At 68.0% G+C, this 17,574-nt stretch carries 19 protein-coding genes; 6 read left to right on the plus strand and 13 right to left on the minus strand.

Features of this window, described 5'->3' with window-relative positions:
• Positions 1-9: 9 nt before the first annotated feature.
• The 5 genes from mqnE to ACFXJL_RS29630 all read right to left on the minus strand — a co-directional run bounded on the left by mqnE (position 10) and on the right by ACFXJL_RS29630 (position 4,935).
• A complete protein-coding gene (mqnE, locus tag ACFXJL_RS29610) occupies positions 10-1,173 on the minus strand; it encodes an aminofutalosine synthase MqnE (RefSeq protein ID WP_329021980.1) in 1,164 nt (387 codons plus the stop codon).
• Positions 1,174-1,262: 89 nt separating this feature from the next.
• The gene (locus ACFXJL_RS29615) at positions 1,263-1,718 is read right to left on the minus strand and encodes an Lrp/AsnC family transcriptional regulator (protein WP_329021978.1); all 456 of its coding nucleotides are present in this window, start codon (positions 1,716-1,718) and stop codon (positions 1,263-1,265) included.
• 100 nt (positions 1,719-1,818) lie between these two features.
• Complete coding sequence (locus ACFXJL_RS29620) at positions 1,819-2,493, minus strand: UbiX family flavin prenyltransferase (protein ID WP_329021976.1); 675 nt, start codon at positions 2,491-2,493, stop codon at positions 1,819-1,821.
• Positions 2,494-2,581: 88 nt separating this feature from the next.
• Entirely contained in the window at positions 2,582-3,487 is a 906-nt protein-coding gene (gene mqnP, locus ACFXJL_RS29625; protein WP_358880204.1) for a menaquinone biosynthesis prenyltransferase MqnP, read from the minus strand.
• Positions 3,484-4,935 carry a menaquinone biosynthesis decarboxylase gene (locus ACFXJL_RS29630; protein WP_384697379.1) on the minus strand — a complete coding sequence of 484 codons (1,452 nt, stop codon included), beginning with the start codon at positions 4,933-4,935 and terminating at the stop codon, positions 3,484-3,486. Before ACFXJL_RS29630 ends, mqnP begins: the two co-directional genes overlap by 4 nt.
• An 89-nt stretch (positions 4,936-5,024) precedes the next feature.
• On the opposite strand from ACFXJL_RS29630, the gene ACFXJL_RS29635 reads away from it, so the two are divergent.
• Positions 5,025-5,363, plus strand: a complete 339-nt coding sequence (locus ACFXJL_RS29635; protein ID WP_329021968.1) for a PLD nuclease N-terminal domain-containing protein — start codon at positions 5,025-5,027, stop codon at positions 5,361-5,363.
• A gap of 105 nt (positions 5,364-5,468) precedes the next feature.
• Here the strand turns inward: ACFXJL_RS29635 and ccsB are convergent, their stop codons facing one another.
• The 7 genes from ccsB to hemL all read right to left on the minus strand — a co-directional run bounded on the left by ccsB (position 5,469) and on the right by hemL (position 13,190).
• On the minus strand, positions 5,469-6,542 hold the full coding sequence (gene ccsB, locus ACFXJL_RS29640) for a c-type cytochrome biogenesis protein CcsB (protein ID WP_384641852.1): 1,074 nt from the start codon (positions 6,540-6,542) through the stop codon (positions 5,469-5,471).
• On the minus strand, positions 6,539-8,257 hold the full coding sequence (locus ACFXJL_RS29645; protein WP_384697383.1) for a cytochrome c biogenesis protein ResB: 1,719 nt from the start codon (positions 8,255-8,257) through the stop codon (positions 6,539-6,541). The genes ccsB and ACFXJL_RS29645 overlap by 4 nt, the downstream gene beginning before the upstream one ends.
• A gap of 5 nt (positions 8,258-8,262) precedes the next feature.
• Positions 8,263-9,042: a cytochrome c biogenesis protein CcdA gene (locus tag ACFXJL_RS29650; protein WP_358880208.1), complete on the minus strand. Its 780-nt coding sequence runs from the start codon at positions 9,040-9,042 to the stop codon at positions 8,263-8,265.
• Between the two features lie 4 nt (positions 9,043-9,046).
• Positions 9,047-9,652, minus strand: a complete 606-nt coding sequence (locus ACFXJL_RS29655) for a TlpA family protein disulfide reductase (protein ID WP_384697386.1) — start codon at positions 9,650-9,652, stop codon at positions 9,047-9,049.
• A 77-nt stretch (positions 9,653-9,729) separates the two neighbouring features.
• A complete protein-coding gene (locus tag ACFXJL_RS29660; protein ID WP_358880241.1) occupies positions 9,730-10,968 on the minus strand; it encodes a hypothetical protein in 1,239 nt (412 codons plus the stop codon).
• Between the two features lie 198 nt (positions 10,969-11,166).
• Positions 11,167-11,886, minus strand: a complete 720-nt coding sequence (locus ACFXJL_RS29665; protein ID WP_384697389.1) for a histidine phosphatase family protein — start codon at positions 11,884-11,886, stop codon at positions 11,167-11,169.
• Positions 11,883-13,190 (minus strand): glutamate-1-semialdehyde 2,1-aminomutase, encoded by a 1,308-nt coding sequence (gene hemL / locus ACFXJL_RS29670; protein WP_384697392.1) that lies wholly within the window; start codon positions 13,188-13,190, stop codon positions 11,883-11,885. Before hemL ends, ACFXJL_RS29665 begins: the two co-directional genes overlap by 4 nt.
• A gap of 275 nt (positions 13,191-13,465) precedes the next feature.
• On the opposite strand from hemL, the gene ACFXJL_RS29675 reads away from it, so the two are divergent.
• From ACFXJL_RS29675 to ACFXJL_RS29685, 3 genes are all read left to right on the plus strand, one after another.
• The gene (locus ACFXJL_RS29675; protein WP_329027701.1) at positions 13,466-14,023 is read left to right on the plus strand and encodes a hypothetical protein; all 558 of its coding nucleotides are present in this window, start codon (positions 13,466-13,468) and stop codon (positions 14,021-14,023) included.
• Positions 14,024-14,342: 319 nt separating this feature from the next.
• Complete coding sequence (locus ACFXJL_RS29680) at positions 14,343-14,900, plus strand: GNAT family N-acetyltransferase (protein WP_384697395.1); 558 nt, start codon at positions 14,343-14,345, stop codon at positions 14,898-14,900.
• 41 nt (positions 14,901-14,941) lie between these two features.
• Positions 14,942-15,676 (plus strand): Mut7-C RNAse domain-containing protein, encoded by a 735-nt coding sequence (locus ACFXJL_RS29685; protein WP_384697398.1) that lies wholly within the window; start codon positions 14,942-14,944, stop codon positions 15,674-15,676.
• Positions 15,677-15,679: 3 nt separating this feature from the next.
• Here the strand turns inward: ACFXJL_RS29685 and ACFXJL_RS29690 are convergent, their stop codons facing one another.
• A complete protein-coding gene (locus ACFXJL_RS29690) occupies positions 15,680-16,168 on the minus strand; it encodes a hypothetical protein (RefSeq protein WP_329021948.1) in 489 nt (162 codons plus the stop codon).
• Positions 16,169-16,257: 89 nt separating this feature from the next.
• Between ACFXJL_RS29690 and ACFXJL_RS29695 the strand changes: the two genes are divergently transcribed.
• Positions 16,258-16,593: a YnfA family protein gene (locus tag ACFXJL_RS29695; RefSeq protein ID WP_329021946.1), complete on the plus strand. Its 336-nt coding sequence runs from the start codon at positions 16,258-16,260 to the stop codon at positions 16,591-16,593.
• 91 nt (positions 16,594-16,684) lie between these two features.
• Complete coding sequence (locus tag ACFXJL_RS29700) at positions 16,685-17,458, plus strand: SDR family NAD(P)-dependent oxidoreductase (protein WP_384641830.1); 774 nt, start codon at positions 16,685-16,687, stop codon at positions 17,456-17,458.
• Positions 17,459-17,574 lie beyond the last annotated feature (116 nt).

Genomic DNA, 17,574 nt, shown 5'->3' on the forward strand with positions numbered 1-17,574 from the left:
TGTCGGGAGTCAGACGCGCATGGGCTGCGGCGACTCGCGCCGGTCGGCCTCCGGTCCCGGGTACTCACGGATGATCTCGTAACGGGTGTTGCGTTCGACCGGGCGGAACCCGGCGTCCCGGATCAGGTCGAGCAGATCGTCACGGGTCAGCTTGTTCGGCGTTCCGTAGTTGTCCGCGTCGTGCGTGATCTTGTACTCGACGACCGAGCCGTCCATGTCGTCCGCGCCGTGCTGGAGCGCCAGTTGAGCGGTCTGCACCCCGTGCATCACCCAGAAGACCTTGACGTGCGGAACATTGTCGAACAGCAGTCGGGAGACCGCGAACGTCTTCAGCGCCTCCGCCCCGGTCGCCATGGTGGTGCGCGCCTGGAGCTTGTTGCGGACCTTGCCGTCCTTCATGTCGACGAAGTCGTGCTGGTAGCGCAGCGGGATGAAGACCTGGAACCCGCCCGTCTCGTCCTGGAGCTCACGCAGCCGCAGTACGTGGTCGACCCGGTGCCGCGGCTCCTCGATGTGCCCGTACAGCATGGTGCTCGGGGTCTTGAGGCCCTTGCTGTGCGCGAGGCGGTGGATGCGCGACCAGTCCTCCCAGTGGGTCTTGTGGTCGACGATGTGCTGACGGATCTCCCAGTCGAAGATCTCCGCGCCACCACCCGTCAACGACTCAAGACCGGCCTCGATCAACTCGTCGAGGATGTCGGAGGCCGACATGCCCGAGATCGTCTCGAAGTGGTGGATCTCGGTGGCGGTGAACGCCTTCAGCGAGACGTTCGGCAGGGCTTCCTTCAGTGCGCTGAGCGAGCGCGGGTAGTAGCGCCACGGCAGATTGGGATGGAGCCCGTTCACGATGTGGAGCTCGGTGAGGTTCTCGTTCTCCATCGCCTTGGCGAGGCGAACGGCCTCCTCGATGCGCATCGTGTACGCGTCCTTCTCGCCCGGCTTGCGCTGGAACGAGCAGTACGCGCACGAGGCGGTGCACACATTGGTCATGTTGAGGTGGCGATTGACGTTGAAGTGGACGACATCGCCGTTCTTACGGGTGCGCACCTCGTGGGCCAGACCGCCGAGCCACGCCAGGTCGTCCGAGTCGTAGAGGGCGATGCCGTCTTCGCGGGTCAGCCGCTCACCGGCCCTGACCTTCTCCTCCAGCTCGCGCTTGAGCCCAGCGTCCATGCGCCCGCCTCCCATGTGTCTACCAAATCGGGCTCCCCCACCGTACTCCCCCGTACCCGGCCGGCCGGGGATGCCCCCTGCGGCAGTGGTCACTCCTGTTCGGGGAGGTCACCCACCCTGTTCTCCCACTTCGTGGAGAGGACGATGGTGGTGCGGGTGCGGGAGACGCCCCGGGTGCCGCTGAGTCTGCGGATGGTCTTCTCCAACCCGTCCACATCGCCGACGCGCACCTTGAGCATGTAGGAGTCGTCGCCGGCGATGAACCAGCAGTCCTCGATCTCGGCGAGGTCCCGCAGTCTTCGGGCCACGTCCTCGTGGTCGGCGGCGTCCGACAGCGAGATCCCGATCAGCGCGGTCACCCCGAGACCGAGCGATGCCGCATCGACGGTGGCGCGGTAGCCGGTGATGACGCCTGCCGCCTCAAGGCGGTTGATCCGGTCGGTGACGCTGGGGCCGGAGAGGCCCACCAGCCGTCCCAGCTCTGCGTAGGAGGCCCTGCCGTTCTCCCGGAGGGCCTGGATGAGCTGCCTGTCCACCGCGTCCATGTACCTGGACCTTCCCTTGTCTTAGAACCTTCAGGGGGTGCAGGGCCCAGAGCCCTGCCTAGCGTCCCGAGAATCCAGCAGTGATCTTTTTGGAGGGGAGTCAGTCGGTACGAGCGCCGCCCAGCTCACCCTTCCAACGGCGGTAGAGCCGGTGCTCCACCCCTGCCGCGTCCAGCACCCGCCCGGCGACGAAGTCCACCAGGTCCTGGATGTGGGTCGCGCCCGCGTAGAAGGCGGGCGATGCGGGCAGCACCACCGCCCCCGCGTCATCCAGGCGCACCAGGTGCCGCAGCGTCTGCCCGTTGAGGGGGGTCTCCCGCACGGCGACGACCAGCGGACGCCGTTCCTTGAGCACGACGCTCGCGGAACGCTGGAGGAGGTCCTTGGAGAGGCCGAGGGCGACCCCGGCGACGGCGGCCGTGGAAGCGGGCACGATCAGCATCCCCTTGGTGGGGTACGACCCGGACGACGGCCCGGCAGCGAGGTCACCCGCGGCCCAGTGGCGTACGTCGTCGAGGTCGACCCGGAAGGTGTCCGGCTTGCCGTCCGCGCCCCGGCCGAGCCACTCGCGCAGGTCGTCGCGCCAGTGGGCGTCCCGGAAGGAGATCCCCGTCTCGTCGAGCAGGGTGAGCCGGGAGGCACGCGAGACCACCAGATCCACGCTCTCACCGGCGTCGATGAGCCCCCGCAGCACGGCGGCTGCGTAGGGCGTCCCGGACGCGCCGGAGACACCGACGATCCAGGGTCGGCGGGGTTCGTTCTGTGCTGGCTCCACACGGGGAGCCTATCCGGCGGGGTGCGGGGGTCGTGCCGGCGTCCTCCTCCTGCGCCGGCCGGCCCGGCCGGGGCCCGTGGTCAGACCGTCACACCGTCAGACCCCGCACCACCAGGTCCAGCAGGGCGCACACGAACAGGGCAATCCCGATGAACCCGTTGACGGTGAAGAACGCCCGGTTCAGCCGGGACAGATCGTGCGGGCGCACGATCGAGTGCTCGTACGCGAACGCCGCCGCCACGATCACCAGTCCGACCCAGAAGAACGCTCCCGCGTCCGTCGCCAGCGCGTACCAGACCAGCAGGGCCGTGGTGACGAGGTGGCAGGCGCGGGCGCCGTGCAGCGCGGCCGGGACGCCGAAGCGGGCGGGGACGGACAGCACCCCCTGTTCGCGGTCCGACTCCACGTCCTGGGTGGCGAAGATCAGGTCGAAGCCGCCGATCCAGATGCCGACCGCGAGCCCGAGGATCACCGCGTCCCAGGACCACTCCCCCGTGACCGCGAGCCAGGCGCCGATGGGCCCCATGGCCTGGGCGAGGCCCAGAATCGCGTGCGGGAAGTTGGTGAAGCGCTTGCCGTACGGATAGATCACCATCGGGACGACCGCGATCGGCGCCAGTGCCAGACAGAGCGGGTTGAGCAGGGCCGCCGCCCCGAGGAAGACCACGACCGCGATCAGTGCGCCCGTCCACGCGGACCGCACGCTCACCGCTCCCGTGACCAGTTCACGGTTTGCCGTGCGCGGGTTCCGGGCGTCGATCTCACGGTCGATGATCCGGTTGCACGCCATGGCGAAGGTCCGCAGACCCACCATGGCGACGGTGACGAGCAGCAGGGTCACCCAGTCGATGGAGCCGGCGTCCTGGAGGAACATCGCGGTCAGCGCGGCGATGTACGCGAACGGCAGCGCGAAGACCGAGTGCTCGATCATCACCAACCGCAGGAAGCCCTTGGTCCGGCTCGGGCCCGGGACCGCAGCCGCCGATGCGGTCACAGCCCGTACTCCTTCCAGCGGCGGTCGACCAGGGCCGCCGTCGACGGGTCGGACTCGACCATGTCGGGCCAGCCACCGTCGCGGAGGTATCCCTCCTCAGGCCACTTCTTCGTTGCGTCGATGCCCGCCTTGCCGCCCCAGAACTGCTGGTAGGAGGCGTGGTCCAGATGGTCCACGGGTCCTTCGGCGACGGTCAGGTCACGGGCATAGTCCGTGTTCCCGAGTGCGCGCCAGGAGACCTCGTGCAGATCGTGGACATCGCAGTCCGAGTCCACCACCACGATCAGCTTGGTCAGCGACATCATGTGGGCGCCCCAGATGGCGCTCATCACCTTCTGGGCGTGCTTCGGGTACTTCTTGTCGATCGAGACGATCGCGCAGTTGTGGAAGCCGCCGGACTCGGGGAGGTGGTAGTCCACGATGTCCGGAACGATGATCTTGAGCAGGGGCAGGAAGAAGCGTTCCGTGGCACGGCCCAGCGGACCGTCCTCCGTCGGCGGGCGGCCCACGACGATCGACTGGAGCAGCGGGCGCTGCCGCATGGTGATGCAGTCGATCTTCAGCGCCGGGAAGGGCTCCTGCGGGGTGTAGAAGCCCGTGTGGTCGCCGAACGGGCCCTCGGGAAGCATCTCCCCCGGCTCCAACCAGCCCTCCAGGACCACTTCGGCCTGGGCCGGGACCTGGAGCGGCACCGTCTTGCAGTCGACCATCTCGATCCGCTTGCCCTGGATGAAGCCGGCGAACAGGTACTCGTCGATGTCGCCGGGCAGCGGCGCGGTGGAGGCGTACGTCACGGCAGGGGGCGCGCCGAAGGCGATCGCGACCGGCAGTCGCTCGCCGCGACGCGCCGCGACCTGGTAGTGGTTGCGGCTGTCCTTGTGGATCTGCCAGTGCATCCCGATGGTGTTGCGGTCGTGCCGCTGGAGCCGGTAGAGGCCGAGGTTGCGCACCCCGGACTCCGGGTCCTTGGTGTGGGTGAGCCCCAGGTTGAAGAAGGAACCGCCGTCCTTGGGCCAGGTGAACAGCGCGGGCAACTGGTCGAGGTCGACGTCGTCCCCGCGCAGGACCACCTCCTGTACGGGGGCGTCCTTCACCTTCTTCGGTGGTACGTGGACCATCGAGCCGAGCTTGCCGAACGCCTCGCGCACCCCGACGAAACCGTGCGGGAGTTCGGGCTTGAGCAGACCACCGATCTTGTCGCTGATCTCGGTGTACGACTTCAGCCCCAGCGCCTTGAGCAGTCGGCGGTCGGTTCCGAAGACATTCATCGCGAGCGGCATCGACGAACCGCGCACGTTCTCGAAGAGCAGCGCTGGTCCGCCCGCTTTGTTCACCCTGTCGACGATCTCCCCGACCTCTAGGTGGGGATCGACTTCCGCCTTGATGCGCTTGAGGTCTCCCTCGCGTTCCAAGGCCCTGAGCAGGGAGCGAAGATCGTCGTAAGCCATGCGCCCCAGTATCCGGTACCAGTTACCCTGGCGGCGTCACCGGGGGCCGTTCCGTGCCCCACCGCCTCTCACTGGGGGACCGTACGGCCATGCTCAGGTATCTGCCTTTCCTGCTGGTCCTGGCGCTGTGGATCTACGCCTTCATCGATTGCCTCCAGACTCCTGAGAAGGACGTGAGGTACCTCCCGAAGCTGGCGTGGGTCTTCATCGTGCTCCTCTTCGGGCAGGTGCTCCTGGGGCCCGTCGCCTGGTTCATCGCGGGCCGGCCCCGCAAGACCACGGGCTTCGGCGGTGGTCGCCGCACCGAGTGGGTGGCCCCCGACGACAACCCCGAGTTCCTCCAGTCCCTGAAGAAGGACGAACCGGTAGCGCAGGACGAGTCCGCACCGAAGGACGAGAAGAAGGACCGGGACGACGAGGAGGCATGAGCCCCCCGCCGGCAGCGCACGTGCGAGAGCCCCCGCCGGCAGCGCATGTGCCAGAGCCCCCGACCACATCGGTCGGGGGCTCTGGCGTGGCGGCGGTCGCGCGGCTCAGACGCCGGCGTAGGAGTGCAGGCCGCTCACGAAGATGTTGACGCCGTAGTAGTTGAACAGCCAACAGGCGAAGGCGATCAGCGCCAGCACGGCCGCCTTGCGGCCCTTCCAACCGGCGGTCGCCCGCGCGTGCAGGTAGCAGGCGTACGCGACCCAGGTGATGAAGGACCAGACCTCCTTGGGGTCCCAGCCCCAGTAGCGGCCCCAGGCGTCACCGGCCCAGATGGCACCGGCGATGATCGTGAAGGTCCACAGCGGGAAGACGGCCGCGTTGACGCGGTACGCGAACTTGTCGAGCGTGGCGGCGGCGGGCAGCCGCTCCAGCACCGACGTGGCGAAAGCGCCGGGCTTCTCGCCTGCCGCGACCTTCTTCTCGTACGAGTCCTTGAACAGGTACAGCAGGGTGCCGACCGCGCCCAGGTAGAACACCGCGCCGCAGAAGATCGCGGTGGAGACATGGATGATCAGCCAGTAGGAGTCCAGGGCGGGAACCAGCTGGTCGCTCTCGGTGTAGAGGGCCGTGGTGGCGATGCCGAGGTCGATCAGGACGGTTCCGACGAGCGGCAGGCCCAACCAGCGGACGTTCTTCTTGGCCAGCAGGAAGACCAGGTACGCACCCACGACCACCATGGAGAAGGTGATCGAGAACTCGTACATGTTGCCCCACGGCACCCGCCGCACCGACATGGCCCGGGCCACCACTCCACCGGCGTGGATCAGGAAGGCCAGCATGGTCAGCGAGATCGCGATCCGGCCGTAGAGGTCGCCCTTGACGGTGCCTCCGGCCGCGCCGGGACCGTCAGGGACATCGCGCTCACCGGGTGCGGTACGGGTGATGACCTGGGGCTTGTCGAGAACGGTGGTGCCGCCGCCGCCCTGCTGGCGCACCTGGACCTTAACGGCGGGCGTTTTGGTGAGCGCGGCGGCCGTGCGTCCCACCTTGCTCCGGCTACCGAAGATCCATTCGGTGATGTGGGCGAGGAAGGCCAGGGTGTACACGGCCATCGCCGAGTAGATCAGGACGTTGCTGATCTCGGCGAGGTTCTCGTTGGTAGCGGCGGCGAGAGTCACTCCTTGGCCCCTTCGGCAGACACTGCGGATTCGGTTGCGGGATCGCTCCCGGGCTCGGGCGCGGTCGGCGCCTGGGCGTGGAGCTTCTCTGCCAGGTCGGAGAGCTCCTGTGGCAATTTCGGCGACTCGCTACGGCCGAGTCCGGCCATTTCGACGACGGTCACGCCGTCGGCACCCCGTACCGCCCGCACCCAGACCCTACGGCGCTGGATGAAGAGCGAACCCGCCAGCCCCGCGATCGCGGCGATCGCCCCGCCCAGGGCCCAGCCGCTGCCCGGCTGCTGGGAGATCTGGAAGGTGGCCCACTCCTTGACCTCGCCGTCGAAGGTGATCGAGCCGGCGCCGTCGGGCAGCGTCATCGTCTCGCCCTCCAGCAACCGGGCCCGGAGGGTGTCCCCGTTCTTGTCCTTGAACTTCTTCATGCTGCGCGAGTCGAGTTGGTAGACGTTCTGCGGCAGACCGGAGTCGACGCCCAGATCGCCGATGTAGCCGTTGAGCGCCAGTACCGGGAAGTCCAGCCCGGGGAACTGGGAGAACATCGTGCCCTTGCCCACCCCGCCGAAGGTCGGCACGAAGAACGCCTCAAAACCGAGCTGGGTCTTCTTGCCGTTCTTGTCGCGGTAGCCGTCCAGGACCTTGATGGCACCGGTGGAGGTGATGTTCGCGTCGATGGGCAGCAGCGGCACCGGGTCCTTGAAGATGACCTCGCCCTTGCGGTCCCGCACGGTCACCACGGGCGCATAGCCATGGGCCAGCAGATAGACCTTCGTCCCATTGATGACCAGCGGCTTGTTGACCTCGATGGTGGACTTGCGGTCCTTGCCGCCCGGCTGGGACCAGGTGATGTCGGCCTCGAAGGTACGGGGCGTGCCGCGCTGTGGCCCGGTCCTCTCGTACGTACCGGTGAACTTGTCCAGCGTGAAGCTGAACGGCTCCAGGTCATCCACTCCGTAGAGGGTGCCGGAACGGAAGTCGTCGTACTGCGTGAGCGTGTTGGAGAAGCCGCCGCCCTCGATGACGAGCTTGCCGCCCTCGTACTTGAAGAGCTGCCCCCAGGCGAAGGCGATGAGCATCACGATCAGCGAGATATGGAAGACCAGGTTCCCCGCCTCGCGCAGAAAGCCCTTCTCCGCCGCGACGGCGTTCCCCACGGTGTGGGACCGGAACCGGCGCCCCTTCAGCAGCTTGAGCGCCGCTTCCCGCACCTGCTCGGGCTCCGCCTCCGTGCGCCAGGTCGCGTACGCGGGCATCCTGGTCAACCGGCCGGGGGCGCCCGGCGGACGGCTGCGGAGCTGGCCGATGAACTGCCAGGTGCGCGGGACGATGCAGCCGATGAGCGAGACGAACAACAGGATGTAGATCGCGGAGAACCAGATCGAGCTGTAGACGTCGAACAGCTGGAGGTTGTCGAAGATCGGCGTCAGGGTCGGATTGTTCTTCTGCCAGTCCTGGACCTTGAGGTCATCGACGCTGTTCTGCGGGATCAGCGAGCCGGGGATGGCGGCGAGCGACAGCAACAGCAGGAGGATCAACGCCACCCGCATGGAGGTCAGCTGCCGCCAGTACCAGCGGGCCCAGCCGACGATGCCGAGGGTGGGGCCGGTGATGATCTGTTCCTCTTGCGGCGCGGTCGACAGCTGTGCACCGGCGGCGTCGTCCCGACGCTGCTCCCTCTCGCCCGCGGTGTCCGTCGCGGAGGTCTCAGTCTTGCTCATTGGAGTCAGATCCCCACCGTGAAGCCGTTGGACCAGGTCTGCATCTGCTGGATCATGAGATCCCAGACGCCCGTCAGCAGCAGCACACCGGTGACGATCATCATCACGCCGCCGATCCGCATCACCCAGACGTAGTGCCGCTTGACCCAGCCGAACGCCCCCAGAGCCTTCCGGAAGGCGACGGCGGCAAGGACGAAGGGCAAGCCCAGGCCGAGGCAGTACGCGACGGTCAGTATGGCCCCACGGCCGGCGCTGCCCTGCTCCGCGGCGAGGATCTGCACGGCGGCCAGCGTGGGGCCGATGCAAGGGGTCCAGCCGACGCCGAAGAGCACACCCAGCAAAGGAGCGCCCACCAGCCCGGAGACCGGCCGCTTGTGGATGCGGAACTCACGACGGGTCAGCCAGGGCATCCCGCCCATGAAGAAGGCGCCCATCAGCACCATCAGCACGCCGAGGACCTTGGTGATGATCTCCTGCTGGCCCAGCAGCCGCTGACCGAAGAAGCCGAAGAGCGCGCCGCCGGAGACGAAGACGGCGGTGAAGCCGAGGACGAAGAGCGAGGCGCCGAGGACCAGTCGGCCGCGCTTGGCCTCGGCGAGGTCCGCTCCGGTGACACCGGTCACATAGGAGAGGTAGCCGGGGACCAGTGGCAGCACGCAGGGGGAGAAGAAGGAGACCAGGCCGCCCAGTACGGCGATGGGGAGGGCGAGGGCGAGTGCGCCGCTGAAGACGGTCTCGTTGAAGGTCGAGGCGGCCAGGACCGCGCCGGCAGCTGCGTTCTCCACAGGATCACTTCTCCGCGAGCACGGGGTCGATCAGCTTGCGGAGGTCTTCCTCCGACAGCGCCTTCAGGGCCCGTGCGGCGATCTTCCCCTCCCGGTCGAGGACGACCGTGGAGGGGATGGCCTGGGGCATCAGCGTGCCCCGTGGGAAGCCGTTGATGAGCAGCTTGCCGATCGGGTCGTACAGGCTCGGGTACGGGATCTTGTACTCGCGCTCGAAGGCGAGCGCCGGGCTCTTGCTGGTGTCGCGGGTGTTGATGCCGACGAACTGCACGCCCTTGGGTTCCAGCTCGGTGGAGACCTTGGCGAAATGTTTCGCCTCTGCTCGGCAGGGCGCACACCAGGAGCCCCACACATTGACGACCACGACCTTGCCCTTGAAGTCGGCGAGATCGAGCTTCTCGCCCTCCAGGGTGTCGCCCGCGACCTTCTTAGTCGCCTTGCGATGGCCCTCGGCGGCGGTGGAGATGCCACCGGTGTCGGTGACGAACCCGGTACCCCCTCCACCACCTGACTTCCCGGTGTCCCCGCCGCTACAGGCGGACAGGGCGAGCGCGCCGACCGCGGTGAGGGCGGTCAGCAGGACGGCGCGCTGGGCACGGCTAGAGGTCATGTGAAAAGTTTCGCATGGCCCATTGGGCGATCTTCTGCGCCCCCCTTAGTGCCCGGAAGGCACATAAAAACCCCTTATCAAGCAGCCCTAAGGAACGCACTCCAGCCACCGGCGGGCGCCTGACCCACATCGAGGCCGCGGAGCTTGGCGAGCACCTGGGGGTCCTGGACGTCGAGCCAGTCGCAGAACTGCCGGAAGGAGACCAGTCGTACGTCCTTCTTGCCGGCCATGGCCTTGACCGCCTCCTCCACGGCATCCATGTAGATGCCGCCGTTCCACTGCTCGAAGTGGTTCCCGATGAACAGCGGTGCACGGTTGGACTCGTAGGCCCGGCGGAAGCCGTTGACGTAGCAGCCGATCGCCTGCTTCTTCCACCGCGGATGGTGCTCGGGCGGGCCCTTCGTCGAGTTCTGCGACTGGTTGGCCATGATGTTGTAGTCCATCGAGAGCACCTCGAAGGAGTACCCGGGGAACGGGACCGCCTGGAGCGGCAGGTCCCAAAGCCCCTCCCGCTTGGTGGGCCACACCTGTCGACCGCCGGGCGAGCTGGCGTCGTAGCGCCAACCGAGCTTCCTGGCGGTGGGGAGCAGCTTCTCCTGTCCGAGCAGACAGGGCGTGCGGGCGCCGATGAGCTCCTTGCCGTAGTCGAACGGCAGGGGGTCGAGGTCGTCCCAGCCGCTGTGGGTGCGCCACCGGGTGACGAAGGACTCGGCCTGCTCTATCTCGTTCTCCCAGTCGGCGGGGGTCCAGTTGGCGACCGATCCCGAGCCGCCGCAGAAGTGCCCGTTGAAGTGGGTGCCTATCTCATGGCCGTCGAGCCACGCCTGACCTATGTGGCCGAGCGTCTTCTTGATGTTCTCGTCGGCGAGATAGCCGATGTCCGACGCACCGACCGCATTGTTCGGAGGCCGGTAGAGCGACTTCTTGGACTCCGGAAGCAGATAGATCCCGGAGAGGAAGAAGGTCATTCCCGCGTCGTACTCCTTGGCGAGATCGAGAAAGCGCGGGAACAGTCCATTGCCGACCTCTCCCGCACCGTCCCAGGAGAAGATCACGAATTGCGGCGGGGCCTGACCGGGCTCCAGCGGTACGGGCGGGGGCGGCTGGTTCGGTTGCTTTCCGGTATCCGATGTGGAGCCGTCGCCTATCAATCGTCCCTGGGGAACCTTGGGCCCTTTACCGCTGCCCACCGTCCCGCCGTCCCCTGTGGCCCCGCCGTCCCCACCGAGGCCCAGGGCGCCACAACCTGCTGTTCCCAGCACGGCAGCGGCACCGAGTCCCGCGCCGAGCACGCTCCTTCGACTGATGTCCCGCATATCGATCCCGTCCACACGCCCTCCCGAAGGAGGGCCCCCCGATTTACTGATCACCGACCGAATGCCGGCTACTGAGGGAGAGGACACAAAGAAGGAGCCGGTTCCAGGAACCGGCTCCTTCATTTATGAGGAGGCGTCAGGGAGTACGTGGAACTCCTCGGTGAAAAACCCGAGAACGACCTCGAAACTAACGGAGAGCTACGCACCGAATGCTTTCGACTTCCCCTTCACCGGTTTGGCGCCAGCGAGTAGGTGCGGCGGTACGAGATCACGTGCTGGTTCGGAGTATCCGACCGAAACGATGCGATCGCCCTCGTAGGTGAAGGTGGTCAGCGACGCCAGGGTGCACTGCCGCCGGCGGGGGTCGTGCCACAGCCGGCGCCGTTCGACGAAGCTGCGGACGATCCAGATCGGCAACTGATGACTGACGAGGACCGCCTCATGGCCGCGGGCGGCGTCCCGCGCGTCGTTGAGGGCACCCATCATCCGCACCACCTGCTCGATGTACGGCTCGCCCCAGGAGGGGCGGAACGGATTGGTCAGGTGCCGCCAGTTCGCGGGTCTGCGCAGTGCGCCGTCCCCGACGCCGAAGGTCTTGCCCTCGAAGACGTTGCCGGCCTCGATGAGCCGGTCGTCGGTGCCGACCGCGAGGCCGTGGCTCTTGGCGACCGGCAGCGCGGTCTCCTGCGCCCGCTCCAGCGAGGAGGCGACGACATGGGTGACGTCACGATCCGCGAGGGCTTCGGCGACGCGGTCGGCCATCTGTCGACCGAGCGAGGACAGGTGGTAGCCCGTCCGGCGTCCGTAGAGGATGCCGTCCGGATTGTGCACCTCGCCGTGACGCATCAGATGGACGACGGTGGTGGCCTTGCCCCCGGCGCCGCCGTGCCCCGCTCCCGTGCCGTCGACGCCGCTCATACCGCGGCCTCGGCGGCGGCCCGGGCGGCGGCGGGCAGGGCGGCGGCGATGCGCTCGATCGCCCGCGCGTCATGGGCCGTGGAGACGAACCAGGACTCGAAGGCGGAGGGCGGCAGATAGACGCCGTCGGCGAGCATCGAGTGGAAGAAGGCATTGAAGCGGAAGGCTTCCTGGCGCTTGGCGTCCTCGTAATTCCGCACCTCGTCCGCGGTGAAGAAGACGGAGAACATGTTGCTCGCGCTCTGGAGCCGGTGCGCGACGCCCTCCTTCGTGAGCGCGTCGACGACCAGTCGCTGGATCTGTGCGGAGACCGCGTCGACCGTCTCGTACGCGGCCTCGTCCAGCAGTCGGAGTTGGGCCAGGCCCGCCGCGGTCGCCACCGGGTTCCCGGACAGGGTGCCCGCCTGGTACACGGGACCGGCGGGAGCCAAGTGGGCCATGACCTCGGCACGGCCTCCGAACGCCGCGGCCGGGAAGCCGCCGCCCATGACCTTGCCGAAGGTCAGCAGATCGGGCTCGACTCCGTCCACGCCGTACCAGCCCGCCCTGCTGGTGCGGAATCCGGTCATCACCTCGTCGGAGATGTAGAGCGCGCCGTTCTCGCGGCAGAGGTCCTTCAGTCCCTGGTTGAAGCCGGGCAGCGGCGGCACCACGCCCATGTTCCCCGGCGACGCCTCGGTGATCACACAGGCGATCTCCCCGGGGTGTGCGGCGAACGCCTGACGTACGGCTTCGAGGTCGTTGTACGGGAGGACGACGGTCTCGCTGGCCTGGGCACCCGTGACACCGGGGGTGTCAGGCAGCCCGAATGTGGCAACCCCGGAACCGGCCGCGGCCAGCAGTGCGTCGACGTGCCCGTGGTAGCAGCCGGCGAACTTCACCACCTTGGCCCGACCGGTGTAGCCACGGGCGAGCCGGATCGCCGACATCGTCGCCTCCGTACCGCTGGAGACCAGTCGCACCTGCTCGACGGGGGCCACCCGGGCGACGATCTCCTCGGCGAGCGCGACCTCGCCCTCACCGGGCGTACCGAAGGAGGTACCGCGCGCCACCGCCGTGTGAACGGCCTCGATCACGGTCGGATGGGCATGGCCGAGGATCATCGGTCCCCAGGAACAGACGAGGTCGACGTACTCGCGGCCGTCCGCATCAGTGAGGTAGGGGCCGGTGCCGGACACCATGAACCGTGGCGTACCGCCCACGGCTCGAAAGGCCCGCACGGGAGAGTTGACGCCGCCGGGCGTCACGAGGGACGCACGGTCGAAGAGCGCCTGCGAAACTGGAGCTTCGTATGAATACGCCACGTTGGTCCTGATCTAACGATTCGGGGGTTCGGGTGACCGGGGCGGATGATCTCGGCCACGGGTGAGCAGGGAGCGCGATCTCCTCGTATGACGAAAGGGCATCACCCTCCTCGTATCTGCGAAACTGGGACGACACAGGGAAGGCTCACGGAATCCATGGTGTCAGAGGCCACGGTGTTCCTCACGGACAGGTGTTTCACCTGACGCTCGTGGGGGAGGTCACTGTCACGATGATCGGGTTGCGCGGCGGGGGCTGCGAGTGGTCGGGTGGAGATATGTATCGCGGTGGCGGACTGGGCGAGGGGACTGACGACCTGGGCCCTGACCCTGCCCGTCGGGGCAGGCACCGACGAGGCGACGCGGACGCTGATGCCGCAGGAGGCAGGAGCGGCCGGGTGGGGGTGACCTACAAGTACTTCGGCGCGCCCGATGGGGCCACGGCTGCCCGGGTGCCGATATCGATGCGCCCTGAGGAGCTCGGCGGAGACGAACTCGGCATGGGCGGGCTGTTCACCAAGATCAAGCCGGAGACCATAGCCGCCATGGTGCTGATGGGCATCCAGGGCATGCCGCTCAACAAGGTCCCCCCACTGGAGCTCGTGGTCCTCCACCCGGACTACGCGGTGGTCAAGCTCCCGATGACCGTGGTGGATCCGCTGCGCGACCTGGGCGAGGAGTCCGTGGGCGCGGCGGCCTTCATCTGGTCGACGGTGCCGGATCGGGGCGGGCCCCGAGACGCGTTCACCGTGTACCGGCTCCTCCATGAATGGCAGGACTTCAGCCATAGGCTGCACGAGGCCGGACACCAGCCGTACTGCCTGGTGTGGCCGTGACCGGTGGTGGTCGTGACCGTGGCGGCTGCTCCATTGGCTGACCGCGTCGATTGCTGACCGCCGCTGTCGGTACCTCGTCGACGCCTCCATGCCTCCCTCGGTGCCTCCCTCGGCGCCTCCCTCTGAGTGTCGATCGACGCAACGCCGTAGGGCCGGGCGTGCCGTACTCCCTCTGAAGCACCGCATGTGCCCGCGGTCTCCCTCCGTCTGCTCCCTTGAACGCGAGATGCATACGCTTCACGCACTTCATCCGCTTTGCCGGGTGTTGTCGGGGGCGGTGTTCTTCAGCACTGTCAGTGGGTGCTTCTACCGTGGGGCCATGGGCAACAGCACTGCGGCGGTACACATCGAGGCATGGGCCGAGGGCGATCTCCATCTGCTCCGCGCTGCGAACGCACCGGAGTTGATGAGCCATCTGGGTGGCCCCGAATCGGATGACCAGGTCGTGGCGCGCCACCTGCGCTATCTCCAACTGAGCACGGACACCACCGGCAAGGGCCGGATGTATCGGATCGTGTCCACGGCGATGGGCGAGCCGATGGGCACGATCGGCTTCTGGGAGCAGCAGTGGCACGGGGAGCAGGTCTATGAGACGGGTTGGACGGTCCTCCCGGGGTTCCAGCGTCGGGGGGTGGCCACCGCGGCGACGCTGGCGGTGGTGGAGGCGGCTCGCGCCGAGCGTCGGAACCGCTATCTCCACGCCTTTCCCAGCGTGCTGAACGACGCGTCGAACGCCGTGTGCCGGAAGGTCGGATTCACGGCGATGGGCGAGTGCGAGGTGGAGTACCCGCCGGGCCATCCCCTCCAGGTGAACGACTGGCGGCTCGACCTCCAACGGCCGGACCACGCGGGCGAGGCCCCTTCGACCGCTCGATAACACACATGCCACGGCGGCCTCGGCAATGGCATGCTGCCCGGGTGAACGGACCGGAAATTCAGCTGACCGTCGCTCCTGAGCTGCGGATCTTTGTGCCTTCGGGTCGACGACAGGGGCAGACGGCCCTGGTCACCGATGGCTCATCCACCCTCGGTCATGTCATCGAGTCGCTGGGGGTGCCGCTGACCGAGGCGGGCCGGATCCTGGTCGACGGGGTGGAGGCCGCGGTCTCGCACGTACCCACCGCGGGTGAGTGCGTGGAGGTGTTGGGGGTCAGCCGGCCGCAACAGGTCCCGGGCGCGCCGCTGCGGTTCCTGCTCGATGTGCATCTCGGCACGCTGGCCCGCCGATTGCGGCTGCTCGGCGTGGATGCGGCCTATGAGAACGAGGACACGGGCGATCCCGCGTTGGCCGCGCTCTCCGCGCGGGAGAAGCGGGTCATGCTCTCCCGGGACCGCGGGCTGCTGCGCCGTCGGGAGCTGTGGGCCGGGGGGTACGTCTACAGCGACAGACCCGATGAACAGCTGCGCGATGTACTGGAACGGTTCGCTCCGGCCCTGGCGCCGTGGACCCGCTGCACCGCCTGTAACGGCCGGCTGGCGCCGGCGGACAAGGACACCGTGCAGGACCAGCTGCAACAAGGGACGCAACGGAACTACGACGTCTTCGCCCAGTGCACCACATGCGGCAGGGCCTACTGGCGCGGCGCCCACCACTCCAGGCTGGTGGCGATCGTGGACGAGGCGGTGCGGGAGTTCGGGGGCGAGGCGGCGTAGCCCTTAGAACGCGTAGGGGTCTCCGGTGGCCGGCACCAGGACGTCGTGCTCGTGGTTGCCGGTGTCAGGGTCGGGCACACCGCCGTTCCAGCGGGTGCCGACGGTGACGATCACCTCGTCCTGTTCGTCCGCGGTGCGCAGGTGGAGGACCCTGCGGTAGCCGGCACCGTTCGCCCGGAGCGGCCCGGTGGTGCAGAGCACCTCGCGCTCCCCGGACCTCAGGCATCCGTGCGGCAGGGACTGCGCACCCGCCAGGGGGGTGGAGAGCGCGAGCCGTGCGGTGGAGTCGGCGACGCCCCGGGGGCCGAGGTTCGTCGAGACGAGGGAGATCCTCAGTCGGCCGTCGGTCAGGGACACATGGCCGTGGTGGGCGAGGTCCGACTCGGGGACCACGTCCTCCGCACCGGCGGAGTGGACTCCGGTACCGGCGACCATCACCCCGGCCGCGAGCACGGCGGAGACCGTGAGCAGCATCTGACGTTTGGCATACATGGTGAAGAAGATACCTTTTTGAGGGTTTATCGTATTGATAGTCCCTCAGTTCGGCGCGTCCCGGTCCCTGTGCATGACAGGCTGAGGCCATGCTCGTCGCTCGCTCGATCGCCCTCTTCGTCGTCGCCGCCCTCTTCGAGATCGGCGGGGCCTGGCTCGTCTGGCAGGGCATCAGGGAACATCGCGGGTGGATCTGGATCGGCGCCGGTGTGATCGCGCTGGGCGCCTACGGAGTGGTGGCCACCCTCCAGCCCGACGGGGAGTTCGGCCGCATCCTGGCTGCCTACGGCGGGGTGTTCGTCGCCGGCTCGATCGTCTGGGGAATGGTCGCGGACGGCTACCGCCCCGATCGCTGGGACGTTCTGGGAGCCCTGATCTGCCTGGCGGGCATGGCTTTGATCATGTACGCACCACGGGGACGCTGACGATCACCACGGGGACGCCGACGATGGGTCCTGCCCGGGGCGCTGCCTATCCTGGCAGTCGGGTTCGATCACTTGCGCGAGGAGCAGGAACATGACCACCGCCAGCACCCCCTCCACTCCCGTCGCCGTCATCACCGGCGCCAGCAGTGGCATCGGGGCGGCCACCGCGCGGCAACTCGCCCGGGCGGGCTACCACGTCGTCCTCACCGCCCGTCGCAAGGACCGTCTCGAAGCCCTCCTCAACGAACTCGTCGCCGCGGGCGGACAGGCCACGGCCCACCCCCTGGACGTCACCGACCGACCGGCCGTCGACGCCTTCGCGGCCGGCATCGCCCGGGTCGACGTGCTGGTCAACAATGCCGGCGGAGCGCTGGGGGCCGACCCGGTGGCCAGCGGAGACCCCGCCGACTGGCGCCGGATGTTCGAGGTCAATGTGATCGGCACCCTCAACGCCACCCAGGCCCTGTTGCCCGCGCTCACCGCCAGCGGCAACGGCACGGTCGTGGTGATCACCTCCACCGCGGGTCACGGCACCTACGAGGGCGGCGCGGGCTATGTCGCCGCCAAGCACGGCGCCCACGTCCTGGCCGAGACCCTACGGCTGGAGATCGTCGGCACCCCGGTCCGGGTGATCGAGATCGCTCCGGGCATGGTGAAGACCGAGGAGTTCGCCACCACCCGGTTCCGCGGCGACACGGAGAAGGCGGCCAAGGTGTACGAGGGGGTGGCCGAGCCCCTGACCGCCGATGACGTGGCGGACACCGTCAGCTGGGCGGTCAACCGCCCGGCACACGTCAACATCGACCTGTTGGTGGTCCGCCCGCGCGCCCAGGCGTCGAATTCCAAGGTCCACCGCGAGCTTTGAGCCACCGCTCCGACCGCGAGCCCCCTCGGACACAGAACAGCCGGGCGACCCGCGGTCGTGGAGACCTCCACGGCCATGGGTCGTCCCGGCCTCCCCCGATCGACGGGGGCAGCGGT

Source organism: Streptomyces sp. NPDC059256, from assembly GCF_042753785.1.
Classification (GTDB): Bacteria; Actinomycetota; Actinomycetes; order Streptomycetales; family Streptomycetaceae; genus Streptomyces.